Annotated in this window: 26 protein-coding genes, 1 tRNA gene and 1 other RNA gene; 20 read left to right on the plus strand and 8 right to left on the minus strand. The window is 70.6% G+C overall.

The window, feature by feature from the left end; translation table 11 throughout:
* Window positions 1-42: 42 nt before the first annotated feature.
* The 4 genes from ACV530_RS33955 (at window position 43) to ACV530_RS33970 (ending at window position 4366) form a co-directional block, all read left to right on the plus strand.
* Window positions 43-1005, plus strand: coding sequence for an NADP-dependent oxidoreductase (locus tag ACV530_RS33955; RefSeq protein WP_494336554.1), 963 nt, complete (start codon window positions 43-45; stop codon window positions 1003-1005).
* A 49-nt stretch (window positions 1006-1054) separates the two neighbouring features.
* A complete protein-coding gene (locus ACV530_RS33960; protein ID WP_494336555.1) occupies window positions 1055-2443 on the plus strand; it encodes an MFS transporter in 1389 nt (462 codons plus the stop codon).
* Between the two features lie 74 nt (window positions 2444-2517).
* Window positions 2518-2874 (plus strand): ArsR/SmtB family transcription factor, encoded by a 357-nt coding sequence (locus tag ACV530_RS33965; protein ID WP_494336556.1) that lies wholly within the window; start codon window positions 2518-2520, stop codon window positions 2872-2874.
* A gap of 118 nt (window positions 2875-2992) precedes the next feature.
* A complete protein-coding gene (locus ACV530_RS33970; RefSeq protein ID WP_494336557.1) occupies window positions 2993-4366 on the plus strand; it encodes an MFS transporter in 1374 nt (457 codons plus the stop codon).
* Here ACV530_RS33970 and ACV530_RS33975 read toward each other — a convergent pair.
* The gene (locus tag ACV530_RS33975; protein ID WP_494336558.1) at window positions 4344-4832 is read right to left on the minus strand and encodes a carboxymuconolactone decarboxylase family protein; all 489 of its coding nucleotides are present in this window, start codon (window positions 4830-4832) and stop codon (window positions 4344-4346) included. The genes ACV530_RS33970 and ACV530_RS33975 overlap by 23 nt on opposite strands.
* 35 nt (window positions 4833-4867) lie before the next feature.
* Window positions 4868-8173, minus strand: a complete 3306-nt coding sequence (locus ACV530_RS33980) for an AfsR/SARP family transcriptional regulator (RefSeq protein ID WP_494336559.1) — start codon at window positions 8171-8173, stop codon at window positions 4868-4870.
* Between the two features lie 136 nt (window positions 8174-8309).
* Between ACV530_RS33980 and ACV530_RS33985 the strand changes: the two genes are divergently transcribed.
* Together ACV530_RS33985 and ACV530_RS33990 are read left to right on the plus strand one after the other, a co-directional pair.
* Window positions 8310-9350, plus strand: coding sequence for an NADP-dependent oxidoreductase (locus ACV530_RS33985; RefSeq protein WP_494336560.1), 1041 nt, complete (start codon window positions 8310-8312; stop codon window positions 9348-9350).
* 5 nt (window positions 9351-9355) lie between these two features.
* Window positions 9356-9949: an NAD(P)H oxidoreductase gene (locus ACV530_RS33990; RefSeq protein ID WP_494336561.1), complete on the plus strand. Its 594-nt coding sequence runs from the start codon at window positions 9356-9358 to the stop codon at window positions 9947-9949.
* 96 nt (window positions 9950-10045) lie between these two features.
* On the opposite strand, the gene ACV530_RS33995 is transcribed toward ACV530_RS33990, so the two are convergent.
* Window positions 10046-10133, minus strand: a tRNA-Ser gene (locus tag ACV530_RS33995).
* Window positions 10134-10243: 110 nt separating this feature from the next.
* On the opposite strand from ACV530_RS33995, the gene ffs reads away from it, so the two are divergent.
* From ffs to ACV530_RS34025, 6 genes are all read left to right on the plus strand, one after another.
* An RNA gene (gene ffs, locus ACV530_RS34000) (signal recognition particle sRNA small type) lies at window positions 10244-10338 on the plus strand.
* Window positions 10339-10413: 75 nt separating this feature from the next.
* Complete coding sequence (locus ACV530_RS34005; protein ID WP_494336562.1) at window positions 10414-12684, plus strand: DNA polymerase III subunit gamma and tau; 2271 nt, start codon at window positions 10414-10416, stop codon at window positions 12682-12684.
* Window positions 12685-12828: 144 nt separating this feature from the next.
* A complete protein-coding gene (locus ACV530_RS34010; protein WP_494336563.1) occupies window positions 12829-13176 on the plus strand; it encodes a YbaB/EbfC family nucleoid-associated protein in 348 nt (115 codons plus the stop codon).
* Between the two features lie 55 nt (window positions 13177-13231).
* The gene (gene recR, locus ACV530_RS34015; protein ID WP_494336564.1) at window positions 13232-13831 is read left to right on the plus strand and encodes a recombination mediator RecR; all 600 of its coding nucleotides are present in this window, start codon (window positions 13232-13234) and stop codon (window positions 13829-13831) included.
* Complete coding sequence (locus ACV530_RS34020; RefSeq protein ID WP_494336565.1) at window positions 13824-14480, plus strand: DUF5063 domain-containing protein; 657 nt, start codon at window positions 13824-13826, stop codon at window positions 14478-14480. Before recR ends, ACV530_RS34020 begins: the two co-directional genes overlap by 8 nt.
* A 25-nt stretch (window positions 14481-14505) precedes the next feature.
* Window positions 14506-15303 (plus strand): aminotransferase class IV, encoded by a 798-nt coding sequence (locus ACV530_RS34025; RefSeq protein WP_494336566.1) that lies wholly within the window; start codon window positions 14506-14508, stop codon window positions 15301-15303.
* Here ACV530_RS34025 and ACV530_RS34030 read toward each other — a convergent pair.
* Window positions 15285-15923, minus strand: a complete 639-nt coding sequence (locus tag ACV530_RS34030; RefSeq protein WP_494336567.1) for a TetR/AcrR family transcriptional regulator — start codon at window positions 15921-15923, stop codon at window positions 15285-15287. The genes ACV530_RS34025 and ACV530_RS34030 overlap by 19 nt on opposite strands.
* A gap of 111 nt (window positions 15924-16034) precedes the next feature.
* Here ACV530_RS34030 and ACV530_RS34035 point away from each other — a divergent pair, with 111 nt between their 5' ends.
* Together ACV530_RS34035 and ACV530_RS34040 are read left to right on the plus strand one after the other, a co-directional pair.
* A complete protein-coding gene (locus ACV530_RS34035) occupies window positions 16035-17177 on the plus strand; it encodes a Gfo/Idh/MocA family protein (protein ID WP_494336568.1) in 1143 nt (380 codons plus the stop codon).
* Window positions 17178-17329: 152 nt separating this feature from the next.
* Window positions 17330-18073: an alpha/beta hydrolase family protein gene (locus ACV530_RS34040; RefSeq protein WP_494336569.1), complete on the plus strand. Its 744-nt coding sequence runs from the start codon at window positions 17330-17332 to the stop codon at window positions 18071-18073.
* A gap of 64 nt (window positions 18074-18137) precedes the next feature.
* Here the strand turns inward: ACV530_RS34040 and ACV530_RS34045 are convergent, their stop codons facing one another.
* Window positions 18138-19136, minus strand: coding sequence for a PLL family lectin (locus ACV530_RS34045; RefSeq protein WP_494336570.1), 999 nt, complete (start codon window positions 19134-19136; stop codon window positions 18138-18140).
* Window positions 19137-19597: 461 nt separating this feature from the next.
* Here ACV530_RS34045 and ACV530_RS34050 point away from each other — a divergent pair, with 461 nt between their 5' ends.
* Together ACV530_RS34050 and ACV530_RS34055 are read left to right on the plus strand one after the other, a co-directional pair.
* The gene (locus tag ACV530_RS34050; protein ID WP_494336571.1) at window positions 19598-20458 is read left to right on the plus strand and encodes a hypothetical protein; all 861 of its coding nucleotides are present in this window, start codon (window positions 19598-19600) and stop codon (window positions 20456-20458) included.
* A gap of 25 nt (window positions 20459-20483) precedes the next feature.
* Window positions 20484-21062 (plus strand): Uma2 family endonuclease, encoded by a 579-nt coding sequence (locus ACV530_RS34055; RefSeq protein ID WP_494336572.1) that lies wholly within the window; start codon window positions 20484-20486, stop codon window positions 21060-21062.
* 27 nt (window positions 21063-21089) lie between these two features.
* On the opposite strand, the gene ACV530_RS34060 is transcribed toward ACV530_RS34055, so the two are convergent.
* Complete coding sequence (locus tag ACV530_RS34060; RefSeq protein WP_494336573.1) at window positions 21090-22013, minus strand: LLM class flavin-dependent oxidoreductase; 924 nt, start codon at window positions 22011-22013, stop codon at window positions 21090-21092.
* A 72-nt stretch (window positions 22014-22085) separates the two neighbouring features.
* Between ACV530_RS34060 and ACV530_RS34065 the strand changes: the two genes are divergently transcribed.
* Window positions 22086-22490, plus strand: coding sequence for a MerR family transcriptional regulator (locus ACV530_RS34065; RefSeq protein WP_494336574.1), 405 nt, complete (start codon window positions 22086-22088; stop codon window positions 22488-22490).
* An 8-nt stretch (window positions 22491-22498) separates the two neighbouring features.
* Here the strand turns inward: ACV530_RS34065 and ACV530_RS34070 are convergent, their stop codons facing one another.
* A complete protein-coding gene (locus ACV530_RS34070) occupies window positions 22499-22927 on the minus strand; it encodes a hypothetical protein (protein ID WP_494336575.1) in 429 nt (142 codons plus the stop codon).
* Window positions 22928-23119: 192 nt separating this feature from the next.
* Here ACV530_RS34070 and ACV530_RS34075 point away from each other — a divergent pair, with 192 nt between their 5' ends.
* The 3 genes from ACV530_RS34075 to ACV530_RS34085 all read left to right on the plus strand — a co-directional run bounded on the left by ACV530_RS34075 (window position 23120) and on the right by ACV530_RS34085 (window position 24930).
* Entirely contained in the window at window positions 23120-23935 is an 816-nt protein-coding gene (locus ACV530_RS34075; protein WP_494336576.1) for a helix-turn-helix domain-containing protein, read from the plus strand.
* A complete protein-coding gene (locus tag ACV530_RS34080) occupies window positions 23932-24186 on the plus strand; it encodes a DUF397 domain-containing protein (RefSeq protein WP_494336577.1) in 255 nt (84 codons plus the stop codon). Before ACV530_RS34075 ends, ACV530_RS34080 begins: the two co-directional genes overlap by 4 nt.
* Window positions 24187-24300: 114 nt before the next feature.
* Window positions 24301-24930 carry a hypothetical protein gene (locus tag ACV530_RS34085; RefSeq protein ID WP_494336578.1) on the plus strand — a complete coding sequence of 210 codons (630 nt, stop codon included), beginning with the start codon at window positions 24301-24303 and terminating at the stop codon, window positions 24928-24930.
* Window positions 24931-24942: 12 nt separating this feature from the next.
* Here ACV530_RS34085 and ACV530_RS34090 read toward each other — a convergent pair.
* A partial coding sequence (locus ACV530_RS34090) for an AbfB domain-containing protein (RefSeq protein WP_494336579.1) occupies window positions 24943-25136 on the minus strand: 194 nt, incomplete at its 5' end.

A 25136-nucleotide genomic window follows, 5' to 3' on the forward strand; every position in this document is an offset into this window, starting at 1 on the left:
CCGCAAACGAGATGCGGTGATCGAGACGGGGAGTGGATCCGGATGACGGATAAGACGGACAAGACGGAGAAGATGACGGCCGTGGCCTTCGAGGAGCCGGGCGGGCCGGAGGTCCTGAAGGTCGTGGAACGGGAGCGGCCGGTACCCGTTCCGGGGGAGATCCTGGTCCGGGTGCACGCGGCCGGCGTCAACCCGGTGGACTGGAAGACCCGGTCGGGCAGTGTCCTGCTCGTCCCCGGCGACGGCATCGTGGGGTGGGACGTCTCGGGCGTGGTGGAGGCCGTCGGCCTCGGCGTGACGCTCTTCCGGCCGGGTGACGAGGTGTACGGCATGCCGGGCTTCCCGCGGATGGTCGGCGGCTACGCGCAGTATGTGGCCGCTCCGGCACGCCACTTCGCCCCCAAGCCGGCCGGACTCGACCATGTGCGGGCGGCGGCCCTGCCGCTCGCCGCGCTCACGGCCTGGCAGGCCCTGGTGGACATGGCGGCCCTGCGGGAGGGGCAGCGGGTCCTGGTGCACGCCGCGGCAGGTGGCGTGGGGCACCTGGCGGTGCAGATCGCCAAGGCGTACGGCGCGTACGTCATCGGCACGGCCAGCGCGGGCAAGCACGAGTTCGTGCGGGGGCTGGGCGCGGACGAGGTGATCGACTACACGGCGGTCGACTTCGCCTCGGTGGTCTCCGACGTGGATGTGGTGATCGACCCGATCGCCGGGGACTACCAGGAGCGCTCGCTGTCGGTGCTGCGGAACGGCGGCACGTTGATCACCCTCCCGAGCCAGGAGACCGAGGAGCTCGCCTCGGCCGCGGCCGCGCGTTCCGTCCGCTCGGGCTTCATGATGGTCGAGCCCGACCGGCGGGCGCTGCTGGCCATCACGGAGCTGGTCGAGACCGGCAAGCTGGCGGCGCACGTCGACGCCGTCTTCCCGCTGGCCGACGCCGCCAAGGCCCACGAGCTCGGTGAAATCGGGAGGACCACGGGGAAGTTGGTGCTCACCGTTGACTGACGTCAGCCGATCGCCGGTAGCGGCCGCGAAAGCTGACGCCATTCCGTGGATGACGATGTCGGTGGTCCTGGCCGCCCTGTTCATGGCGGTCCTCGACTCCTTCATCGTCGTGGTCGCCGGCCCCTCGATCGTGGCGGACCTGCACGCGTCCGCCGGCGACGTCCAGTGGGTTCTGGCGGGTTACCAGCTGAGTTACGCGGTCTTCATCATCACCGCTACCCGCCTGGCCGACCTGTACGGCCGCAAGCGGATCTTCCTTCTCGGAACAGCCCTGTTCACGCTGTCGTCGGTCGCCTGCGCGCTGTCGCCGAACGCGGGCAGCCTCATCGCCGCGCGTGTCGTCCAGGGCCTGGGTGCCGCCTTGATGGTTCCCCAAGTGTTCGCGTACGTCACGGTGTTGGTACCGGCGGCGAGGCGGCACAGCGTGTACGGCGTGCTCGGCATCGTCATGGGTATGGCCACCATCGGCGGACAGGTCATCGGCGGACTGCTGATCGGTGCTGGCTTGTTCGACTCCGGCTGGCGCCTGGTGTTCTGGGTGAACATTCCGATCGGAGTCGCCCTGTTCCTGCTCGCCGTGCGCTACGTGCCGAAGGCAGGCCCAGCCGCCACCCGCAAGCTGGACATGCCCGGCGTCCTGGTGCTCAGCGCGGCCCTCTTCCTCCTGGTGCTCCCGCTGATCCAGGGGCAGGACGCCGGCTGGCCGTGGTGGGTCTGGGCCTGCTTCGCGGGCAGCGCGGCCGCGTTCGGCCTGTTCGTCGCGATCGAGCGAGGCCTGGAGCGGCGGGGCGGGGAGCCGCTGGTACCGCTGACGCTGTTCAGGCAGCGCTCGTTCTCGCTCGGGATCGTGCTCGTCCTCGCCCTGTACGCGCTGATCTACTCGTACTACCTGGCCTTGTCGGTGACGATGCAGCAAGGCCTCGGCATGTCGGCGCTCGGCGCGGGCCTGGTCCAGGCGCCGGCGGCCACGGCGTTCTTCGTGTTCAGCCTGGTGGCGAGCCGGATCATCCCGAAATACGGACGACGTGTCCTCGAGGCCGGGGCGGTCCTGCTGGCGAGCGGCTATCTGGCGACCGGCCTCCTGCTGGTGTCCGGCCCGCGGATCACTCCGCTGCTCGTGATCCCCACCCTCATCCTGCAGAGCGTCGGTGGCGGGCTGGTCATCACGCAGGCGCTCAACACGGTGCTGAGCCGCGTCAGGCCGGAGTCGGCCGGTGTCGCGTCAGGGGTCCTGTCCACGGCCCAGCAGTGCGGCGGAGCGCTGGGCGTCGCCGTTGTCGGAGCGGTCTTCTTCGGCTCGTTCCATCCGGAGGCAGCCGGCAGGGTTGCCGCCGCCGGCCACGCCTTTGCCGTCGCGTCCTTCGGGGTGTTCGTCATCGCTGTCATCGCGGGCGTTGTCGTCTTCCTTCTGCCGAAGCAGCCGACGACCCAGGACTGAGCGCGCAGGACTGAGCGCGCAGGACTGAGTGCGAGGGAACGCACGCGTGCACCTGTCGTCCTACGATGGGCGCTATGACCGTAAGCCCGCACCTGGCAGATACGCATGATGTGCAAGAGCGGGACGAGGGGGAGCGGCTGGATATCGCCGCTTCGGTCCTGGCTCTGCTCGCGGACCGCACTCGCCTGGCCCTGATGCAGCGGCTCGGGCAGGGCGAGGCGGACGTGACCACCCTCACCGAGGCGTGCGGTGCCGCCCGGCCCTCCGTGAGCCAGCACCTGGCCAAGCTGCGTCTGGCCGGTCTGGTCGGTACGCGCAAGGAGGGCCGTCGCATCGTCTACTTCCTGCGCCATGGCCATCTGCGCCGTCTCGTGGACGAGGCGTTGAGCGTCGCCGACCACCAGATCGGCGCCCTGCCGCCCCACGACTGATCACAGGCACCGCGTGCTGCTGCCGGACCGTTCCCGAATCAATATGTGCATACGTATGCACTTGTTGTTTATGGTGGAGGGGTAGAGCCAAGCCGCCGATCGATCCGGGACGGGGCCCATGCTGTCCGTACTGCGCAACCGCACCTACCGTCACCTGTTCACCGCCCAGGTCGTCGCCCTGGTGGGCACCGGGCTGGCCACAGTGGCGCTGAGCCTGCTGGCGTACGACCTCGCCGGTAACAACGCTTCCGCGGTTCTGGGCACCGCGCTGGCGATCAAGATGGCCGCCTATGTCGGCATCGCCCCGTTCGTCGGTGCCGTCGCCGACCGAATACCGCGCAGGGCCCTGATGGTGGGGACGGACCTCACCCGGGCCGGTGTCGCGCTCGCCCTGCCGTTCGTCACCCAGGTCTGGCAGATCTACGTCCTGATCTTCCTGCTGCAGGCGGCGTCGGCCGCGTTCACCCCGACCTTCCAGGCCACCATCCCCGAGGTGCTGCCCGCCGAACGCGACTACACCCAGGCGCTGTCGATGTCCCGGATCGCCTACGACCTGGAGAGCCTGTTCAGCCCCGCGCTGGCCGCCGGTCTGCTGACGCTGGTCTCTTACAACTGGCTGTTCGCCGGCACCACGGCCGGCTTCCTCGCCTCCGCCGCTCTGGTCGTCTCCGTGGTTCTGCCCAAGCCCGCTCCCGCCGAGCGGACCGGCGGCGTCTACGCCAAGGCCACCTTCGGCACCCGTCTGTTCTGGGCCACTCCCCGCCTGCGGTCCCTGCTCGCCCTGGACCTCGCGGTCGCCGCCGCCGGTGCCATCGTCTTCGTCAACACCGTCGTCGTGGTCCGCGAGCACTTCCGCCAGCCTGCCGGTGCCGTCTCCCTCGCCCTGGGCGCCTACGGTGCGGGATCCATGCTCACCGCCCTGCTGCTGCCCCGCCTGCTGCGGCGGGTCGGCGACCGCGCCGTGATGCTCACCGCCGCCTACGCCCTGCCGGCGATGCTGGCCGCCGTCGCCGTGCTCACCGCCATCGCACCGGGCGCCTGGTCGTGGGCCGCGCTTCTCGCGGCCTGGGCCGCGATCGGCGCCGCCTGCTCGGCGGTCCTCACCCCCGGCGGGCGGGTGATCCGCCGCTCCGCCGCCGACGCGGACCTGCCAGCCGCCTTCGCCGCCCAGTTCTCGCTCTCCCACAGCTGCTGGCTGCTGACCTATCCCCTCGCGGGGTGGCTCGCCGCCGGTGCCGGGATGCCGATCACCGCCGTGGTCCTGGCCGTCATCGCCCTTGCCGCCACCGCCACGGCCACCGCGATCTGGCCCGCCGGCGACCCCGCCCGGCTCGACCACGTCCACGCCGACCTGCCGCCCGGCCACCCCCACCTCGCCGGTGCCCGCCCCTCCGGCGACGGCTGGCGCCACGGTCACCACTACGTGATCGACCGGCACCACCACACCTGGCCCCGCGTCGGCGGACAGGTCAGTCCCACTGCTCGTCCGTGAGGGAGCTGACCGGCTGCGGCTTGCCGATGACGGCTATGGCGATGAAGAAGTTGATCTGGCCGATCGCGATGGTCAGGGTGGCCAGCGCCTTCTCGTCGTAGTGCTTCGCCGCCTCGGCGTACAGCTCGTCGGAGACGCGCTCCTTGCCGTGCGGGGCGGGCTGGAGGGTGGCCTCCGCCAGGGCGAGGGCGGCGCGCTCGGTGTCGGTGAAGTACGGGGCGTCCTGCCAGGAGGAGACGGCGGTGATGCGCTCCTCGGACTCCCCGGCCTTGCGCAGGAAGCCGGTGTTCAGGACCGTCAGGTAGGTGTTGCCGGCGATCTGCCCGGCGCGCAGGTGGACGAGATTGATCGTGGTGCGCGGCACCGAGTGGTTGCCCGTGGCCCGGAAGAGTGCGGCGCTGATGTCGTTCAACTCGGGCACGAACTCGGCCGGGTTGGGCATCCGGGAGATGGATGTCTTCGTCATGGCTGCTCTCTTTCGCTTCGGCCTGGTCGGCGTCTTCACAGCACTGACGGATCGGCGCACGCGGATGTGACAGGAATGGGCCGGTGATCAGGTCGGTGTGTCGTCCCGGCGCCCGGGTCACCCGCGGGAAGTGGGGGCAAGTGCCGCAGATGGTCGTCGGGTTCCAGGTCGCGGCCCTGCTGAAAAGCGGTGGCGAAGGCGTCCTCGCCCAGGGCCCCGGTCGCGCGCGCGGTGACGCGGTCGACGTCGCCGCGTTCGGCCCGGGGAAGCGGTGCGCCGACCGACTCCCGGACGGCGGCGGCTGTGCCGAGCAGCCGGGCGGCGTGGCCGGGCCGCCTCGCGAGCGCCTGCGCGCCGGCCAGCCCTTCGAGCGCGAGCGCGACCGCCCGGGGGTCGCCTGTTCTGCGTGCCGCGGTCAGACCCTCTAGGTGCAGCGCCTGCGCCTGGAGGGCATCGCCGTGCTGCTCGGCGACGAAGCCGAGCTCCGAGAGGATCAGGGCCGTTCCGGAATCCACTCCCAGCCTGCGGTTCCAGTCCAGCCAAGGACGCAGATGCGCTTCGGCGGCGTCGAGGTCGCCCTGCCTGCGGGCCCCGAGGGCGAGCCCGGTCGCGGCGAACTGTTCGGCAGGTCTGTGGGATTGCTCGGCGGCCAGTCGCCGGGCCCGCTCGTGGAGCTCGGCGGCGGACGTGTACGCGCCGGTGAGCAGCGCGATCCTGCCCAGCCTGGACAGCCGGAACGAGACATCCGTCCAGAGCTGGAGTTCCTCCGCGATGCGCACGCCGTCGCGATGCAGGCGAACGGCCTCGTCGTAGTCACCGGCGATCTCGGCCAGCACACCCAGCTGTTCGGCGGCCTGCAGTTGGCCCCACCGGTCGCCGAGCTCGGCGAAGCGGGCCGCACTGTCGACGGCGTGCCGCCTGAGGTCGGCGAGGTCGCCCCGGTACATGGCCTGGGTGGCGCGGGTGCTCTGCGTCGCGGCCATGCCCCAGCGGTCGTCGCGGGCGCGGAACTCGACCAGCAGGCCGGCGGTTCGGTCATTCTCGGGCGAGCCGCCGAAGCCGCAACGGGCGAGGGCCAGGAACCACCGGGCCCTGGCGTCGGCGTCGTCGACCGGCTGCTCCGGTTGTGTGCCGTCGCCCGCCAGCAGCGCGAACGCGGCCTGCCTCGCCAGCGCGCTGCTCCGGGCGGAATCGGAGCCCCGGCCGGAGGCCGGCCCGTCGTCGCCGAGGTGGCCGGAGCCCAGCGCCAGGTCGAACGAGCGCCGGGCCTCGCCGAGGCGGCCACGCAGGAACCAGTACCAGGCCAGCGCGTTGACCTGGCGCACCGCCAGGTCGACATCGCCATCGGCTGCGGCGTCGGCGAGTGCGCAGCGCAGGTTGGCGCTGTCGCTGTCGAGCCGCCGCAGCCACCGGCGCTGGTCGGGGCCGTACAGCCATGGCTCCGCCCGTTCGGCCAGTTCGGTGTAGTGGGCCCGGTGGCGCCGACGGGTCGGCCGCAACTCGCCTGCTTCGTCGAGCCGTTCGAGGCTGTAGGCGGCCACCGACTCCAGCATCCGGTACCGGGGGCCGTCCTCGCCGTCCAGCACGGTGACCAGCGAGCGGTCCACCAGGCGGGTGACCACGTCGAGGACAGCGTCGGCGGGTACGTCCGGTCCGGCGCAGACCTCCTCGGCGGCGTCCAGGGTGCATCCGCCGGCGAAGACGGCCAGCCGGCGCAGAACGGCGCGTTCGGGGCCGGTCAGCAGCCCCCAGCTCCAGTCGATCACCGCGCGCAGGGTCCGCTGCCGGGCGGGCGCGTCCCGGCGCCCCGCGTTCAGCAGGCGGAAGCGGTCGCTCAGGCGCTCGGCGAGCTCGTGGACGCCCAGGGCCCGTACCCGGGCGGCGGCGAGCTCCAGTGCCAGCGGGATCCCGTCGAGGCGTTCGCAGACGAGTGCCACGGCGTCGGCGTTGGCGGGGCCGAGGGCGAATCCCGGAGAGGCCGCTGCTGCCCGCGCGGCGAAGAGCCGCACGGCGTCGGACTCGCGCAGCGGCTCGACCGCGTGCAGTGTCTCGCCGGAGATCGCCAGTGGCTCCCGGCTGGTGGCCAGGATGCGCAGGCCGGGTGCGTGGCGCAGCAGTTGCCCGGCCAGTGCGGCGACCGGCTGGATCAGGTGCTCGCAGTTGTCCAGGACGAGCAGCAGGCGCCGTGGGCCGAGCGCGTGGGCGAGCCGGTCCGCCGCCCGCGCGGCGGGCAGGCCGTCGGCGGCGTGATCGCGGATGCCCAGCGCGGTGGCCACCGCCGAGGTCACCCCGCCGGTGCCGTCGCCGGTACCGCCGGTCTCGGCGGTCTCGGCGGGCTCGGCGGCGAGTTCGACCAGCCGGACCCCGTCGGGGAAGGCGTCGGCCGCCGACGCGGCGGCTTCCAGGGCGAGCCGGGTCTTGCCGACGCCGCCCGGCCCGGTGAGGGTGACCAGCCGGCCCGATTCGAGCAGGGCGCGGACCCGGGCGACGTCCTGGCGCCGCCCGACCAGCTCGGTCGACGTGGCCGGGAGGCTGGTGCGGGGCGGAGCGGTGGCGGCGGCCGGGGGCGGGGCCGAGGGTGCCGGGGCGGGCGCCAGCGCCGGGTCCTGCCGAAGTATCGCCCGGTGAAGGGCGACCAGCTCGGGGCCGGGGTCGAGCCCCAGTTCCTCGGCCAGATGCTCCGTCAACTCGCGGTAGCTGTCCAGCGCCTCCGCCTGTCGGCCGGAGCGGTAGAGCGACCGCATGTGCACGGCCCGCAGCCGGTCGCGCAGCGGGTGCTGCCGTACGAGGTCGCCCAACTCGTCGGCGAGCGAGTGGTGTTCGCCGAGTTCCAGACGTATCCCGGCCAGTTCCTCCAACGCGGTCAGCCGCTGTTCGTCCAGCCTGGTGCCGGCCGCCCGGGCGAAGGCGTCGTCGCGGAACTCGGTGAAGGCCGGCCCACGCCAAAGCGCCAGGGCGTCCGACAGCAACGGCACCCGGCCGCGCGGGTCCTCGGTCCGGCGTGCCTGCGCCGTCAGCGCGGCGAACCGGCCGGAGTCCACCGCGTCATCCGGCACCTGCAGCAGGTAGCCGGCCGGCCGGTGGACGACCAGCCCCCGGCCCCCGGGCTCGGCCAGCTCCAGCGTCCGGCGCAGCTGCGAGACCTTGGTCTGAAGCGTGTTGGCCGCGTTTTTGGGGACCGCCTCGCCCCACAGGTCGTCGACCAGGCGGTCCGTCGGGACCGGCTGCCCGTGGTGCGCCAGCAGATCGGCCAGCAGGGCGCGGACCTTCGGCTCGCGGACGGTGACCAAGGCCCCCTCGTCGGTACGAACCTGCAGCGGACCCAGCACTTCGAAACGCATGACGTCACGTTAGTGCCGCCCGGAGACGGCCATCGTGCGTGCCCGTGCGTGGACCGTCAGCCGATCGTGCGCGGCCCTCGGCAGAGTCATCCCCGTGAACGAGAACGGCCCCACCGAACGAAAGAGGAAGCCCGCCATGTCGAACCCGACCGACCCGACCGACCTGACCACCATCGTCTCCGGCGAGATCCGGCTCGCCGCGCGCCCGGTCGGCGAGCCCACCGCGGACGCCTTCGAGCTGGTCCGCACCGAACTGCCGGAGCCGGCCGAGGGCGAGATCGTCGTCCGCAACACCTGGATGTCGGTGGACCCGTACATGCGCGGCCGGATGGACGACGTGCCGTCGTACCTCCCGCCGTTCCGGCTCGGCGCCGCGCTGGAGGGCAGTGCGGTCGGCGTAGTGGTCGCCTCGCGGTCCGGCACCGTGCCGGTCGGCGCGACCGTTTCCCACTGGCTGGGCTGGCGTGAGTACGCCGTACTGGACGCCGCCGCCGCGACCGTCGTCGACACCGGCCTCGCCCCGGCGCAGGCGTACCTGGGTGTGCTGGGCACCACCGGTCTGAGCGCCTACGCGGCGCTGACCGTGACCGCCCCGGTGCGCGAGGGCGACGTGGTGTTCGTCTCCGCCGCGGCCGGCGCCGTGGGCAGCGTCGCGGGTCAGCTGGCCCGCAAGCTCGGGGCGTCCCGGGTGATCGGCTCGGCCGGTGGTCCGGAGAAGGCGAAGAAGCTGGTGACGGACTTCGGGTACGACGCCGCCATCGACTACCGCGCGGGCTCGCTGGACGAGCAACTGGCCGAGGCCGCGCCGGACGGCGTCGACGTGTACCTCGACAGCGTCGGCGGCGACCACCTGCAGGCGGCGATCGGCGCGATGCGCAGCGGCGGCCGGATCGCGCTGGTCGGCGCGATCAGCGGCTACAACGCCACCGCACCGGCCCCCGGCCCCGGCAACCTGTTCGTGGCGGTCTCCAAGGAGCTGACCCTGCGGGGCATGTTCGTCAGCAACCACTTCGACCTGTTCCCGGAGTGGACCGGGCGTGCTGCGGGCTGGCTCGCCGACGGCACGTTGCGCACCGAAGAGACCGTCTTCGAGGGCATCGACCAGGCCCCGGCCGCCTTCCTCGGCGTGATGCGCGGCGCCAACACCGGCAAGATGCTCGTCCGGCTGGACGGCTGACGGCCGTGGCACAGAGCGCCTTGCTGGTCCTCGCCCACCCGCGCGGCGACTCCCTCACCGCGCAGATCGCCCACCGCACCCGCGAACGTCTGGCGGCCGGCGGGTACACCGTCGACCTGCTCGACCTGTACGCCGAGGGTTTCGATCCCCGCACCGGCCCCGAGGACGAGCCGGACTGGGCGGATCGTGACAAGGAGTACTCGCCCGAGGTCCGGGCCCACATGGACCGGATCGACGCTGCCGACGCCATCATCGTGGTCTTCCCGGTCTGGTGGTTCGGGCTCCCGGCCATCCTCAAGGGCTGGATCGACCGGGTCTGGAACTACGGTTTCGCGTACGGCCGCAGCCGCCCCCGCCTGGGCACCAAGCGGATGCTCTGGCTCGGGCTGTCCAGTTACCCGCGCGAACAGTTCGCCGAGCTCGGCTGGGACGCTCTGGTCGACCGCCAGCTCCGCGTCGGAATATCCGAGTTCTGCGGCATCAAGGACGCTTCGGTGGAGTTCGTCCACGACTCCCTGAGCGCCGGCCCCCTGGGACTCGCCACAGCGGACGCCGCGCTCGCCGCGTTCCTCGGCGCACCTGTCGAACCTGTGAGGTGATCCCGCTCCGGATGGAAACACCACACTGAGACGGACAACGAAGAAGGGCCCCGCTGCAAGCAGCGGGACCCTTCGACATCGTGCCCGGTGAGGCACTGGCGGAGGATACGAGATTCGAACTCGTGAGGGGTTGCCCCCAACACGCTTTCCAAGCGTGCGCCCTAGGCCACTAGGCGAATCCTCCGCCGCAAACAATACAAGACGCGAAGGAGTGCTCGCGAACCCGTTCCGCGCGACCTAGATCACTTCGGACGGAGGGTGCTGAGCACTCCGTGCGATCCGCTACTGTGGAGGCAAGCCCCTCACGTGGCGCTATCTCACCGAACTCCCCCAGGGCCGGAAGGCAGCAAGGGTAGGTGGGCTCTGGCGGGTGCGTGAGGGGCCCTTGCGTTGTGGGGGCTTCCGAGTCTGCGGGGTTCTGTGAGCGAGGCCACTTGTCAGTGGGGCCCGATATCGTCGTAGGTGTGTCGTCCCTCGCGCTCTACCGCCGCTACCGCCCCGAGTCCTTCGCCGAGGTCATCGGGCAGGAGCATGTCACCACCCCGTTGCAGCAGGCGCTGCGGAACAACCGGGTCAATCACGCCTATCTGTTCAGCGGGCCGCGCGGCTGCGGCAAGACGACCAGTGCGCGCATCCTCGCGCGCTGTCTGAACTGCGAGCAGGGGCCGACGCCGACGCCGTGCGGGGAGTGCCAGTCGTGCCAGGACCTCGCGCGCAACGGGCGCGGGTCGATCGATGTGATCGAGATCGACGCCGCGTCGCACGGTGGTGTGGACGATGCGCGTGAGCTGAGAGAGAAGGCGTTCTTCGGCCCCGCCGCCAGCCGGTACAAGATCTACATCATCGACGAGGCGCACATGGTCACCTCGGCGGGCTTCAACGCCCTGCTGAAGGTGGTCGAGGAGCCGCCGGAGCACCTCAAGTTCATCTTCGCGACCACCGAGCCGGAGAAGGTCATCGGCACGATCCGGTCGCGTACGCACCACTATCCGTTCCGGCTCGTGCCGCCGGGCACGCTGCGCGACTACCTGGGCGAGGTGTGCGAGCGCGAGGCGATCCCGGTCGAGGAGGGTGTGCTGCCGCTGGTCGTGCGGGCGGGCGCCGGGTCCGTGCGTGACTCGATGTCCGTGATGGACCAGCTCCTCGCCGGTGCGGACGAGAAGGGTGTGACGTATGCCATGGCCACGTCGCTCCTCGGGTACACGGAGGGCTCGCTGCTCGACGGTGTCGTGGAGGCCTTTGCCTCGGGCGACGGCGCCGCGGCGTTCGAGGTCGTCGACCGGGTCATCGAGGGCGGCAACGATCCCCGCCGGTTCGTCGCGGACCTGCTGGAGCGGCTGCGCGACCTCGTGATCCTCGCCGCGGTGCCGGATGCCGCGGAGAAGGGGCTGATCGACGCCCCGGCCGATGTCGTGGAGCGCATGCAGGCCCAGGCGTCCGTGTTCGGCGCCGGCGAGCTGAGCCGTGCCGCCGACCTGGTCAACGAGGGGCTGACCGAGATGCGCGGGGCCACCTCCCCGCGGCTGCAGCTCGAGCTGATCTGTGCGCGGGTGCTGCTGCCCGCGGCTTTCGACGACGAACGTTCCGTGCGGGCCCGGCTCGACAGGCTCGAGCGCGGTGGCGTGGCGGCGGGGTACGTGCCGGGGCCGCAGGGGCATGCCCCTGCGGCGACCCCCGGTCTCTCCGGCCCGGCCGCCGCGCGTGCGGCGGTCACCGGTGCACAGGCCCCGGCCCCGGCCCCGGCGCCAGTGCCTTCACCGGCTCCGGCCGTGCCCGCTCCCGCGCCGCAGCCTGCCCAGCCCGCGGCCACGTCCGGCGCGTGGCCTTCGGCGGCCGCCCCCGACCAGGGCGCCGCTCCGGCGCAGCCTCCGGCCGCGCCGCCCGCTCCCGCGCCGCAGCCCTCGCCGCCCGCGGCCGCGCCCGGTGCGTGGCCCTCTGCGGCTGCCCCCGGTCAGGGTGCCGCTCCTGCCCCGCAGCCCGGCGCATGGCCTTCGGCCGCCGCCCCCGGCCAGGGTGCGCCGCCCGCCGGTGCGTGGCCCTCCGCCGCCGCCCCCGGTCAGGGCGCCGCGCCGCAGGCCGGTGCGTGGCCGTCCGCCGCCACCCCCGCGCAGGCGCCCGCCCCCGCCCCGCAAGCACAGCCGCAGGCGACACCGCAGGTCCGCGGCGGCGACGCGACTCAGGCGCGGCAGATGTGGCCGCAGATCCTGGACGCGGTCAAGAACCGGCGCCGCTTCACCTGGATCCTGCTCAGCCAGAACGCCCAGGTCACCGGCTTCGACGGCACCACCCTCCAGGTCGGCTTCTCCAACCCCGGTGCGCGCGACAGCTTCGCCAACAGCGGCAGCGAGGACGTCCTGCGCCAGGCGCTGAGCGACGCACTCGGCGTGCAGTGGAAGGTCGAGCTGGTCGTCGACACCAGCGGCGGTGCCCCCGCGCCGGGCGGCTTCGCCGCCGCCCCGGCCGCCCCGGCGTACCGTCCGCCGGTGCCGCAGGCCGCTCCGCCCGCACCCGCCCCGCAAGCACAGCAGCAGGCGCCCGCCGCCCAGGCGGCACCCGCGCCGCAGCCCGCGCCCGCGTACCGCGAGCCCGAGCCTCCGCCCCCGCCGCCGGTCGCCCCCGAGGACGACGTGCCCGCCGAGGACGACCCGGATCTCGTCGACACCGCCCTGAGCGGCCACGACCTGATCGTCCGCGAGCTGGGCGCCACGGTCATCGAAGAGATCACCAACGAGTAGTGCGCCGGCGGGCGGAGTCCTGCGCTCCTGCCCGCCCCCGCAAGCGCTTCTGCGCTTCTTTCACCGGCATGGGGCGCACTGCCCGGGGACCACGTAGGCTCGGGCTGACCGACCCGTTGTCGCCGACAGCACAGGAGCGAACCCGTGATTTCCGGTGGTGGGCAGCCCAACATGCAGCAGCTGCTGCAGCAGGCCCAGAAGATGCAGCAGGAACTCGCCGCGGCCCAGGAGGAGCTGGCGCGCACCCCGGTCGAGGGCTCGGCGGGCGGTGGCCTGGTGAAGGCCACGGTCACCGGTGCCGGTGAGCTCCAGGCCCTGGTCATCGACCCCAAGGCCGTGGACCCGGAGGACACCGAGACCCTCGCGGACCTCGTCGTGGCCGCCGTGCGCGACGCCAACGCGACCGCCCAGCAGCTCCAGCAGCAGAAGCTCGGCCCGCTGGCCCAGGGCCTGGGTGGCGGCGGCAGCGGCATCCCCGGCCTGCCGTTCTGACGTAACCAGGCGTAACCCGTAACAAGCCGACAACCGCAGAAGGAGAACCCGATCCGTGTATGAAGGCGTGGTCCAGGACCTCATCGACGAGCTGGGCAGGCTGCCCGGCGTCGGTCCCAAGAGCGCCCAGCGGATCGCCTTCCACGTCCTCCAGTCGGAGCCGGCCGACGTCCGCCGGCTCGCGCACGCGCTGCTCGAGGTCAAGGCGAAGGTCCGGTTCTGTGCCCTCTGCGGCAATGTGGCGCAGGAGGAGCGGTGCCGGGTCTGCCAGGACCCGCGCCGCGACCCCGCGGTGATCTGCGTCGTGGAGGAGTCCAAGGACGTCGTCGCGATCGAGCGGACGCGGGAGTTCCGGGGCCGCTACCACGTGCTCGGCGGGGCGATCAGCCCCATCGAGGGCGTCGGTCCGGACGACCTGCGGATCCGCGAGCTGCTGGCCCGGCTCGCGGACGGCTCGGTCACCGAGCTGATCCTGGCCACGGACCCGAACCTCGAGGGCGAGGCCACGGCCACCTACCTGGCGCGCATGGTGAAGCACATGGGACTCAAAGTAACCAGGCTGGCCAGTGGGCTGCCTGTGGGCGGAGACTTGGAATACGCCGACGAGGTCACGCTCGGGCGTGCCTTCGAAGGGAGACGACTCCTCGATGTCTGACGCAACGCTTCATGACGCCAAGCGCGATCCGGACGATTTCGCCGTTTCGGTCGCCGACTCGATCGAGAGCTTCATCGTCGCCGTCGCCGAGGTGTCCCGTGGTGACGAGCCCGACAGCGCCGTTCCCTTCCTGCTGCTGGAGGTCTCCCAGCTCCTGCTGACCGGCGGTCGGCTGGGCGCACACGAGGACTTCGTGCCGGACGAGCGGTACGAGCCGGACGTCGGCCCCGAGCCGGACGTCGACGAGCTGCGCGAGCGGTTCGCCACGATGCTGGACCCGGTCGACGTCTACTCCGAGGTCTTCGACCCGTACGTGCCGCGCAGCGCGCCCGTCGCCTGCCGGATCTCCGACGACCTCGCCGACGTCATCACCGACCTGCGGCACGGCATGGCGCACTACCGCGACGGCCGGGTCAGCGAGGCCCTGTGGTGGTGGCAGTTCTCCTACCTGACGAACTGGGGCCCCACCGCCTCCGCCGCCCTGCGCGCGCTCCAGTCGCTGGTCGCGCACGTCCGCCTGGACCAGCCGCTGGACGAGCTGGACGGCCTCGACACGGACGCCGTCACGCCGGAGGACCAACTCGCCGAGGAGGCCGGGAAGGTCATGGCAGCGGAGATCGGCGGCCCGATGGGACTGCGGTCGGTCTGAGGCTCGTCCTCCTAGAGTGGCGCGCATGAACGATCTTTCCTCGCCGCACATCCAGGTCGACGGGCACACCGTCGACGCCGACCCGATGTTCCTGGCGATGATGGGCGGTTACGGCCATATGACCGCCATGCAGATCAGGGACGGCCGCGTGCGCGGTCTCGACCTCCACCTGGCTCGACTGGACGCGGCCACGCGGGAGTTGTTCGGCGAAGACGAGGGCATGGACGGAGCGCTCGTCCGCGACCGCATACGGCAGGCCCTGGACGGCGCGGGCGTCCGCGACGCGTCGCTGCGCGTGTACGTGTACGCACCGGCGCCGGACAACCGCCCGGTGCCGATGGTCGTCGTACGGCCCCCCGTCCCTGAGCCGGACACCGCGCAGGCCCTGCGCAGCGTCCGCTACGTGCGGCCCTTCGCGCACCTCAAGCACGTGGGCGTGTTCGGGCAGAGCCACTACCTGCGGCGCGTACAGGCCGAGGGGTTCGACGAGGCGCTGCTCGTGGACGCCGACGGCATGGTGGTCGAGGGCGCCATCACCAACGTCGGCTTCGTCGAAGGCGGCACGGTGGTCTGGCCCGAGGCCCCCGTCCTGCCCGGCATCACGATGCTGCTGCTCCGGCGGGAGTTGGAGCGGGCGGGAGTGCCGTGGCAGGAGCGGCCGGTACGGCTCGACGACGTGACGCGCTTCGACGGCGCGTTCGTCTCCAACTCCCTGGGCATCGCGCCGATCGCGCGCATCGACGAGACGCCGCTGCCGCAGGGGGCGGAGCTGCTGGGGGTGTTGGAGCGGCTGTACGCGGACGCTCAGTGGGATGCCGTCTGACCCCGTAGCCCGTCGAGGACGATCCGCAGGTTGCGTTCCCATTGCCGGTCGTCCGCCTGCAAGTTGAGGGTGCGGTCGACCGTCGCCACGGCGGCGAGCAGGAACGGTATGTCCTGCCATGCGACGTCGGCCCGCATGGCACCGGCGGCCTGGGCCCGTTCGACCAGTCTGCGGATGCGCTCCCGGAGCGCGGCCACCGGCTGGTCGACGGCGAGGCCGCACTGGCCTCCCAACGCCTCGCTGATACCGCAGCTTTCGGTACGCAACCGCACATAGGCGGCGGCGAATTCACGGAAACCGCCCCAGGGGTCGGGATCCTCCAAGGCTCGATCGGCCGCCTCGGCGATCTCGTCGAGCACCTCCCTGAGCACGGCCTCCAGCAGCGCCTCGCGCGAGGAGATGCGCCGGTAGAAGGTGCCCACGCCCACGCCGGCCCGCCGTGCGATCTCATGCGCGGACGCCGCCCCGACGCCCACCTCCGCCACGGCGGCCCGGGCCGCCGTGACCAGGCGCTCGACGTTGCGCCGCGCATCCGCCCGGGGTCGTCGCCCCGAGGCGTCGGCCAGGAGCTGGTCGACTGCATCTCCGTTCGTGGAACTCGTGGAACTCGTGGAACTCATGGAACCGACCCTAGCAATAAGTGGACAAGATCTGTCCGGTTGGCCTAGGGTCCCGGACATCAGCCAACCGGACAGCTGCTGTCCGGTTACGGTCGACAAGGGGCGGGACACATGGACACGAACACGAAGAAGATCCGCGTAGGCATCATCGGCGCGAACCCCGACCGCGGCTGGGCGGTCCGGGCGCACGTACCGGCACTGTCGACCCTGCCGGACTACACCCTCACGGCGGTGGCCACCAGCCGCGAGGAGAGCGCCCGGGCAGCCGCCCAACGCTTCGGCGCCCAGCACGCGTTCACCGATCCGCGGCAGCTCGCCGAGCACCCCGACGTGGACCTGGTGGTCGTCACCGTCAAGGTGCCGGCCCACGCCGAGCTGGTCGGGGCGGCGCTGGCCGCCGGCAAGCACGTGTACTGCGAGTGGCCGCTGGCCCGGACCACCGGCGAAGCCGCGGCGCTGGCGAAGGCGGCCGACGCGGCCGGCGTCCACCACGCGCTCGGTCTCCAGGCTCGCTACGCCCCCGCCGTCGCCCACGCCCGCGAGCTGATCGCCGACGGGTACGTGGGGGACGTCGTCTCCGCGACGGTGTACGCCGCGCGCGGCAAGGGAGTTGGGGGCCGGATACCCGGCTGGGCGTCCTACACCCTCGACCGGGACAACGGCGCGGGCATGCTCGAGGTGGCCGGTGGCCACACCCTCGACGCGCTCCAGCACCTCCTCGGCGACATCGCCGACGTGTCGGCCGGTCTGTCCGTCCGGCACCCCGACTACGTCATCGCCGAAACCGGCGCGAAGTTCGAGGCGACCAGCCCCGACCACCTCGTCCTCCACGCGACGCTCGCCGACACCGGCGCACCGGTGTCGGCCCACATCCACGACGCCAAGGTCACCAACCCCCGTACGAGGATCGAGATTTCCGGTACGCGAGGCGACCTGGTCATCCTCTCCGGAGGCGCGGGCGACCAGCCCGCCGAGCTCGGCCCGGCGGGCATCCAGATCGACGACCTGCGCCTCCTCGGCGCGCAGTCTCCGGGCGGCGCCTTCCGCGAGCTCCCCCTACCCGTGAACGAGTCCGGCCTCGCCCCCGCCGCCGAGGGCTTCAACGTGGCCGGGCTGTACGCCGGTCTGGCGTCGGACCTGCGTACCGGCTCCCGCACCGTCCCCGACTTCGCCACGGGCGTGCGGCTGCACCGGCTCCTGGACGTGATCAGGCGGTCCGCGGAGACGGGCGTCCGCCGGCCCCTGAGCGCCTGATAGTGTGCGGGCGACCGTGAAGCCGAACCAGGAGGTGAGACCCGTGAACGCTGTATCCGTATGGGTGCTCCCCTCTCCGCCACGGTCGGGCGATTGACATAGGTGTCGCCGGGAGCGCCTCGACAACAAGGCACTCCCGAGAGGCAATTCCTATGAATTCTGTGCATTTCACTGCGGAGACATCGGCGAACGGTATCCGCGAACGCGACTTCACCGTGGGTGAGGTCCCCGGCGTGCTCTGGTCGCCGGCTTCCGGCGCCGAGCGCGCGCCCCTGGTACTGATGGGCCACGGCGGCGGTACGCACAAGAAGTGGCCCGGAATGGTGGGCCGGGCCCAACGCCTCGTGCACGACGGCGGTTTCCACGTCGTCGTCATCGACGCACCCGGTCACGGCGACCGGCCGCGCACGGCGTACGACGAGCAGGAGGTCGCCGCACTGCGGCAGGCGCAGCAGGCGCGCGAACCGCTCGGCCCGATCGTCGTCCGGTACAACGCCGAACTGGCGGAGCGCGCCGTGCCGGAGTGGCAGGCGGCCCTGGACGCGCTCCAGCAGTTGCCGGAGATCGGTGCCGAAGGGCCGGTCGGTTACTTCGGCCTGAACCTGGGCACCGCGATCGGCGTGCCGTTGGTGGCGGCCGAACCCAGGATCACCGCCGCGGTCTTCGGCCAGCACTGGCCCGATCGCCTGGCCGAGACGGCACGGCAGATCACCATCCCGGTCGAGTTCGCGCTCCAGTGGGACGACGAGCACATCCCGCGCGAATCCGGTCTCGCGTTGTTCGACGCCTTCGCCTCGAAGGAGAAGACGTTGCACGCGAATGCGGGCAGGCATATGGACCTGCCCAGGTTCGAGGCCGACAGCGCGGTCAGGTTCTTCGTCCGGCATCTGAGGTAGACGCCGCTGGACGCGTGCCGTCGGGACGGAAAGCCCCGACGGCACGCACGTGCTGTCACCGGTGTCAGGGCCGCAGCAGTCCGTCGAACTGCTCCCAGCCCGACCACGGGCCGCCGATGGCTGTCTGCCAGCGGTGATACGGGGAGCCGCTGCTGGTGACGCCGAAGAGTTCGACGCGGCCGTCGGCGTTGGTCTCGGCCGCGACCTGGGTGAGCTGGCCGTCCAGCTGTTCCCACCCGGCCCATGGGCCGCCGATCCCGGCCTGCGCGCGGTGGAAGATCTGGTTGGCGCTGTTCGTGCCGAAGATCTCCAGTCGGCCGTTGGCGTTGCGGGCGGCGGCGATCGAGGTCAGGGTGCTGCCCATCGGCTCCCAGGGCGACCACAGTCCGCCCAGGACGGTCTGCCACTTGTGGGACACCCCGCCGTTGCTGTCGACGCCGAAGATCTCGATGCGGCCGTCGGCGTTGGTCTCTGCGGCGATCTGGGTGGCCAGGCCGTCCAGCTGTTCCCAGGGCGACCACAGTCCGCCGAGGACGGTCTGCCACTTGTGGAACACCCTGCCATCGCTGTTCGTGCCGAAGATCTCCAGTCGGCCGTCCGCGTTGCGGGCGGCGGCGATCGAGGTCAGGGAGCCGTCCAACTGCTCCCAGTCCGACCAGGGCTTGCCCGCGGTGAAGGTCTGCCAGCGGTGGTAGACGTACCCGGCGCCGTTGACGCCGAACAGCTCCATGCGCCCGTCGGCGTTGGTCTCGGCGGCCACGGCGCGCAGTCCGCCGTCGAACTGGTACCACTGCGACCAGTCGGCCCCGGGGCGGCCCTGGAAGCGGTGGAAGACCGCGTCCCCGCTGTTGGTACCGAAGAGTTCCAGGCGGCCGTCGTAATTGCGGGCGGCGGCTATGGAGGAACCGAAGGCGACGGTACGGGTCTTGTTCCCTGCGGCCGCGGGGCCCGGCGCGGCGCCCACGACCGCCAGGGCCGTGACGATCGCCACCACGGTGCCGACCAGCCGGCCGAGGCGTCTGTGCCGCCTTCTCGAACTCCCCTGTGTTCTCAGCATTTTCATCGACTCGACTGTCCTTTCCTGCTAAGGAACGGTGCCATGCCGGTGTGAAACGCTGAGCACGCTACAGCCGCCCCTGTGCCCCCGCACAGGCCCGTGCACCCCACGGGGTTCTTTCCGGCCGGTCCGGGGCTCGAAGCGCATGGACGACCCGAAGCTCGAAGTTCCCTCGGCCCAGGGGCGGAGGTGTTCAACTCTGCAGGTGGGGCACTGGTGTTGCGACCTTGAGCTTCGAGACTCGATGTCCGAGCGCTCTTTTCAAGGAATGGGTGGAGGGTCTTTTCCCGCCCACCCACCCGCCTTGGCCGTTCCTCCAAGTCTCGTACATCACAACCGATATGACTATTCGCGATCAGGTTGCGACGGCCCGTACTGGCCCTTTAGCGTCCGGAACAGCAAACGACCCCGGCGGTGCTAGAACACCAAACCGGGGTCTGACCTACAAGATCGAAGTGAGTCGATCCGTGGCTGACGCCAAGGCTACCGCCGTCCTGCCTGCTCCCGCAGCTCATCCCATGGCCAACCCGGGTTTCGGCAAGCGCCGTGCGCCTGACGAGCTGCCGCGTACCGCACACGATTTCGGGCACCTCCCCCGGCGCGAGGCATCCATCGCCGCCTTCGTCGACCGGCTGCCGGAAGGCGCCGCGATGGACGCGAAGACGCTGGCTGCTGTGCTGCCGGACTACGGCCAGGCAGCCTGCCGCACCGCCCTCAACAACCTTGTCGCCGCAGGCCACTTGCGCCGTACCCGGGTGAACGTGATCAACGAGGACGGCGCCCGGTGGGTGACCCGTACGTACTTCTCCCGTACCGCCCGCGACGAGGAGTGGTGGCAGCGCTTCGAGCGCGGCGACCAGCCCGTACCCGAGCCCGACCCGCAGCCCTCGCTCGCCCATCGGACCCTCGCCTCGCTGGGCTGCACCGACCCCCGCCTGACCCTGTCGGCCGCCGACTGCAAGGCCCTGGAGCCGCTGGCCAGGCAATGGCTGGAACGCGACGCCAGCGCCGAGCGCATGCGCGCGACGCTCACGGCGGGACTGCCGCCGCAGGTGCACAGCCCAGCAGCGTTCGTACGCAGCCGACTTGAGGACAAGATGCCGCCCGTGCGCGAATCGGAGATCGTCGTCCAGCGGCTCATCGAGTGCTACCGCTGTGAACGGCCTGGCAGTTCGGCGGCCATGCCCAGGGGATTCTGCAAGCGATGCGAACAAGAGCTGTCACTCTCGGACACGTTCCGCCCAGGACCGCCTTCGCCCGACGAGAACGTGATCCGTCGCTGCGAGGAGCTGCGGCGAGCGGCAGGATTGCCTCTGAAGCACGGCTAGTTGAGGGAGCCGAGGAGGTGAAACCATGACACCCAGTGATCCCCGCCTGTTCCAGATGAGCGTCGAAGAGTTCGAGCAGATTGCCCGCACCGCACCGGAGACCGTGTGGCTGGAATTCATCAACGGAAAGCTTGAGGTCAAGCCGGTGCTGGATGGGGATCACGGAGCGATTGTCATGTGGCTCATCAAGCAGTGCATGCAGCAACGTTCAGAGCTCGCGCTGTATCCGTATCAAGGGCTGAAGGTCGAAAGCCACTGCAAGGGCCGGGCCCGTCCGGATGGAGCGCTCGTACCCGAGGAGCACTTTGTCGGGCAAGGGGAGTGGGCTGAGCCCGATGGCGTCCTGATGGCTGTGGAGGTGACCTCGCACGACAACGGCATCGACCGCCGCGACCGCAAGGACAAGCGTGACGGCTATGCTGCTGTCGCCATCCCGGTGTATCTCCTCGTCGATCGTGACGAGTGCATGGTCACCGTCTACAGCGAGCCCCGGAACGGCAAGTACCTGAGCCGCGCCTCGCACCCGTACGGAGAAACGGTCAAGATCCCCGACCCGGTCGGCATCACCCTGGAAACAGAGCGGCTGAAGAACTACGTCCACTGATCACGGGCGCGGCTCGTTTGCGGTGACTCAGCCGAGCAGTAGTTCGCGGGTACGAGCGAGCAGGTCGTACTGTCGGCGCAGGCCGTTGCCCGAGAGGTTGATGACGAACGTGCTTGCACCCGCTTGAACGTATTGGTCAAGCCGTTCGGCCAGCTTCTCGGGAGGTCCGCTGACCACCAGGCGGGTCGCCTGCTGCTCGGACAGCCCCTGTTCACCGGTCAGCGAGCGCAGAAAACGAACCAGGCGCCGGTGACCCTGGCGGCTCTCCTCGGGATCGGTGCTCAGCGCGGCGAACACCGTGGTGCCGACCTCGGGTGTCTGCGTGCCCGCTTCGGCTGCCATCGCCGCCAGTTCGGCAGCCCGCTCGCCCAGTTGTGCGGGTTCGAGCAGCGAGGCAAGCCATCCGACGCCGTGGTCGAGGACGCGCCGCAACGCGCGGTCGGACATGCCGCCCACCCACACCGGTGGCGCGGGAACGGCGGGTTCGAGCGTCATGACCGGCTCACCCGGCACGGTCAGCAATGTCGTCGGCCGGCCCGCGAACAGATCGGGCAACGCTCGCAGCATCACCTCGGTCCGGCGGCCCCGCCCGGAGAACGGAACCCCGCCCACCAGCCAGTCCTCCGGGTGTACGCCCGCGCCGATCCCGAGGACCACGCGGTTGCCGGAGAGGTACTGCAACGACGACAACTGCTTTGCCGCCCACGCCTGTTCCCGCAGTGCCAGCTGCATGACCCCGAAGCCGATCCGCACGCGCTCGGTGACCGCGGCGGCCGCGCTCAGCGCGACCACGCTCTCCAGGAACGGGGTGCGCGCACACAGGCGGTCGCCTGCCCACACCATGTCCAGCCCGACCTGCTCGATATGCCGGGCCAACAAGGGGATCTCCCTCATGCCCTCATCGCCACGCTCGACGTAGGTCGGAAGACTGACACCAATATTCACCGGCATGTCGATCCTTTCCCGAGGGGGTTGGTGAGGTCGACCTTGCCCGCTCAACCGGGGTTGAGCTCAACTGGCCCTATGGACGATCTGACTTCGATCCGGCGAGTCGCCGACCATTTCGATCTGCCCATCTCGACGCTGCACTACTGGGAGCGCCGCGGACTCATCGCGCCCCACCGACGCTTCGGCCATCGCTACTACAGCGCCGATCAGATCTACCGGATCGCGCTGATCCGTCTGTGGCGAACCACCGGACAGATGTCCCTCAACGAGATCGCCGCGGTCCTTTCCGGGCAGGCGAAAATCCCCGACTGGCGCGACACCGTCACCGCTCGAATCTCCGCCATCGAAGCCCAGATGACCCAGCTGGACACTGCACGCAGCTACCTGCGCGACCTGCTCGCATGCCCCAACGACGATGTGCATGAGCTCTGCGAAGGTTTCCGCGCCCAGGTCGCCCTCCCGGCGAAGGACCACCAGTGACACGCCGCTCATAAAGACGGCAACGCAGGTGCCGGAACGGGGCACGTTTCGAGCGCTTGGCGCATCGCCTCCGGCCCGATGTACGGAGCGGTGCGTGTCGGAGGCGTGTGCCAGTACAGCGGCCACGTGTTGCCCGTGAGGGCGGGGATGCCGACGTACGCGATTGCGTACGGACCCGTCAACTGCTGTACGTCAGCGGGCCATTGGTGCTCGCGCACGACGCCAGGGCGGAACAGGAAGTACACCGGCCGGAATCCGGTCAGCTCGCACACGACCGGCCCGGCGTCGGGCCCCGCGACCGTGGCCAGACACTCGGCCACCGCCGCGCCGCGTACCCCGTGCAGACGCAGCGCGTCGAAGTACACGCCGCAGCGCCAGAGATGGTGGCCGGACCGGGGGATCCAGTCGGAGCGGTACGGGGGGTTGTCGTCTCTCACGATGCACACGATGCGCGGGTGTTGTGGGGTGCGGGAAGCGACCGGGGTCGTACTCTCCGCTCGGGTACGACCCGGGTAGATCCACGCCGTGGAGGGATTTCCGGCTTTACGCCGAACGCGATGTGTGAGCCTGCATACGCTGACCGATGGGTGTGAGGCGCGACTGTCGGGGAAAGCCGGGGAGGGGAACATATGTCCGGTGGCAGGCAATCCAGGTCGGCGACGATGCGGATGTTCGGTGGTGTGTTGCAGGGCTGGCGCAGGATCGCGGGTATCAGCCGTGAGCAACTGGCGGATGCCTCGGGGTATTCGGTAGACACGGTGTCCTCGGTGGAGCAGGGGAGACGGAAGCCGTCGGTCAAGTTGATCGACATCGCCGAGGAGTTGTGTGGTGCGTGCGGGATGCTGCGGGAGGCAGCCAAGCATATTGGTGGCGTCAAATACCCCAATTGGTTCGAGGAGTTCGCCCGATACGAGGCTGAGTGCGCTGCGCTTGGCATCTATGAGACTCACGTGTTGCCAGGCCTTTTCCAGACCGAGGACTATGCGCGGGCGGTGTTCCGGAGCGGCCGACCGCTGCTCGACGACAACGAGATCGAGAACCGGGTCGCAAATCGCCTGGAGCGCCAGCAGTTGTTGCGGCGCAACCCGCCCGCACTGATCAGTGCCGTGATTGAACAGGTCGTCCTCGAACGGTGGATCGGCGGCAGGGAGGTCATGCGTGGACAGCTACGGCATCTGCTGGAGTTGACCGAGCTGCGCAACGTCGACATCCAGGTCATGCCGACTCGGCGGGAAACCCATGCAGGGCTCGCTGGGCCCATGTGGCTGGTGGAGACCCCGGAGCAGCAGCGGCTGGTCTATTTCGAAGGGCAGAAGGGCAGCGTGTTGCTCTCCGATGCCAAGGACGTCTCGGAGCTGAACATGCGCTTCGGCGTTCTGCGCTCGCAGGCGCTCACGCCCGAGGACACGGTGAGTCTGCTGGGAAAGATGCTGGGGGAGCTGTGAACAGAGATTGCGAAATAACGGACTGGTTCAAGTCCAGCTACAGCAGTGACGAAGGCGGGGCATGCATCGAAGTCGCCTTCGCCTGGCGCAAGTCCAGCTACAGCAGTGACGAAGGCGGCGACTGTGTCGAAGTCGCCGCCTGCCTCCCCGAAGGCGTCTACGTCCGGGACTCCAAGCGCAAGGAAGGCCCGAAGCTCCAAGTCACCGTTGCCGTATGGGCGGAGTTCGTCAACTTCGCCGTTGGCTCGTGAGACGCCCGTTCATCGAGGGTGGGCGGTCCCCATATGGATAGTCAGGGGTAGGTCGGGGTGCACTCGGGGTGATCCCGGGTGCCGGGATGCGGTTGCGGCGGGCAGGATCGAGCCATGACCAACCGACCTTGGGGGCCCGGCTGGACCGCTCTTACGCGGACCGCCTTCATCACCGCACCACTGTGCATGCTGGCATACGGGGCCATCCGACTCTCTGACCCGGGTCACGGTCCGGGCCTCGCCTGGACCTCCGGCCATCTCGCCCTGATCGCTGGGGTGGTGCTCTTCGGTGCGGTTTTCTCGGGCCTGCATCGTCTGGCCGAGCCGGCCACCAGCGCGGGGCGGCTGAGCGCTGGCGCCGCGACCTTCCTCGGCCTGGCCGGCACGCTGGCCGTCGTCGCCCAGGCGACCATCGACCTCATCGTCGGCTTCCGCTCGGCCGACCGCCCGGCCATGAACCGGCTCTTCGAGCAGATCCAGAGCCACCCCGGCGTGATGCCCGCCGTCTACACCGTCGGACCGATGCTTTTCTACGTCGGCTTGATCTGGATCGTGGTCCAGCTCGCCGTCCAGCGCCGTATCAGCCCCTGGCGTCCCGTCATGGTGGTGCTCGGCACTGCCACCATGGCCGTCAGCCTCGATCTGATACCGCTCGGTGCCGTCCTTTTCTGCGCGGCCCTCTCCCCGCTGGCCCGCGCCCTTGCCGCCCCCCGGCCGGCCGGGAGCCTGACGGCTGTCGCCTAGTGGCGCAGGACGCTAGGCCCAGGGCCCGGCGAGGTCCCAGCTCACGTCATCCCGCCACAGAGTCGGGGTGTCCCAGGCATTCGGTCCGCCCTCGCTGGCGATGTAGGCGCCGTAGTAGTAGTGACGGATGAAATGGTCCGGGTAGTTGTAGGACTGGAGGGAGAGGCCCTGGCCGTTCTTACCCGCTTGCGGGCAGAACGTGGCGT

It is taken from the genome of Streptomyces sp. SX-6, assembly GCF_059089585.1.

Excerpts from the sequence above, each read along its gene's own strand:
- ACV530_RS34020 (WP_494336565.1), top strand. The coding sequence starts at position 13,824 with ATGTCTGACGCAACGCTTCATGACGCCAAGCGCGATCCGGACGATTTC.
- ACV530_RS33955 (WP_494336554.1), top strand. The coding sequence starts at position 43 with ATGACGGATAAGACGGACAAGACGGAGAAGATGACGGCCGTGGCCTTC.
- ACV530_RS33960 (WP_494336555.1), top strand. The coding sequence starts at position 1,055 with ATGACGATGTCGGTGGTCCTGGCCGCCCTGTTCATGGCGGTCCTCGAC.
- ACV530_RS34075 (WP_494336576.1), top strand. The coding sequence starts at position 23,120 with ATGTCCGGTGGCAGGCAATCCAGGTCGGCGACGATGCGGATGTTCGGT.
- ACV530_RS33975 (WP_494336558.1), bottom strand. The coding sequence starts at position 4,832 with ATGACGAAGACATCCATCTCCCGGATGCCCAACCCGGCCGAGTTCGTG.
- ACV530_RS34035 (WP_494336568.1), top strand. The coding sequence starts at position 16,035 with ATGGACACGAACACGAAGAAGATCCGCGTAGGCATCATCGGCGCGAAC.
- ACV530_RS34060 (WP_494336573.1), bottom strand. The coding sequence starts at position 22,013 with ATGCCGGTGAATATTGGTGTCAGTCTTCCGACCTACGTCGAGCGTGGC.
- ACV530_RS34030 (WP_494336567.1), bottom strand. The coding sequence starts at position 15,923 with ATGAGTTCCACGAGTTCCACGAGTTCCACGAACGGAGATGCAGTCGAC.
- ACV530_RS34065 (WP_494336574.1), top strand. The coding sequence starts at position 22,086 with ATGGACGATCTGACTTCGATCCGGCGAGTCGCCGACCATTTCGATCTG.
- ACV530_RS34085 (WP_494336578.1), top strand. The coding sequence starts at position 24,301 with ATGACCAACCGACCTTGGGGGCCCGGCTGGACCGCTCTTACGCGGACC.
- ACV530_RS34045 (WP_494336570.1), bottom strand. The coding sequence starts at position 19,136 with ATGAAAATGCTGAGAACACAGGGGAGTTCGAGAAGGCGGCACAGACGC.
- ACV530_RS34055 (WP_494336572.1), top strand. The coding sequence starts at position 20,484 with ATGACACCCAGTGATCCCCGCCTGTTCCAGATGAGCGTCGAAGAGTTC.
- ACV530_RS34025 (WP_494336566.1), top strand. The coding sequence starts at position 14,506 with ATGAACGATCTTTCCTCGCCGCACATCCAGGTCGACGGGCACACCGTC.
- ACV530_RS34040 (WP_494336569.1), top strand. The coding sequence starts at position 17,330 with ATGAATTCTGTGCATTTCACTGCGGAGACATCGGCGAACGGTATCCGC.
- ACV530_RS33965 (WP_494336556.1), top strand. The coding sequence starts at position 2,518 with ATGACCGTAAGCCCGCACCTGGCAGATACGCATGATGTGCAAGAGCGG.
- ACV530_RS33980 (WP_494336559.1), bottom strand. The coding sequence starts at position 8,173 with ATGCGTTTCGAAGTGCTGGGTCCGCTGCAGGTTCGTACCGACGAGGGG.
- ACV530_RS33970 (WP_494336557.1), top strand. The coding sequence starts at position 2,993 with ATGCTGTCCGTACTGCGCAACCGCACCTACCGTCACCTGTTCACCGCC.
- ACV530_RS33985 (WP_494336560.1), top strand. The coding sequence starts at position 8,310 with ATGTCGAACCCGACCGACCCGACCGACCTGACCACCATCGTCTCCGGC.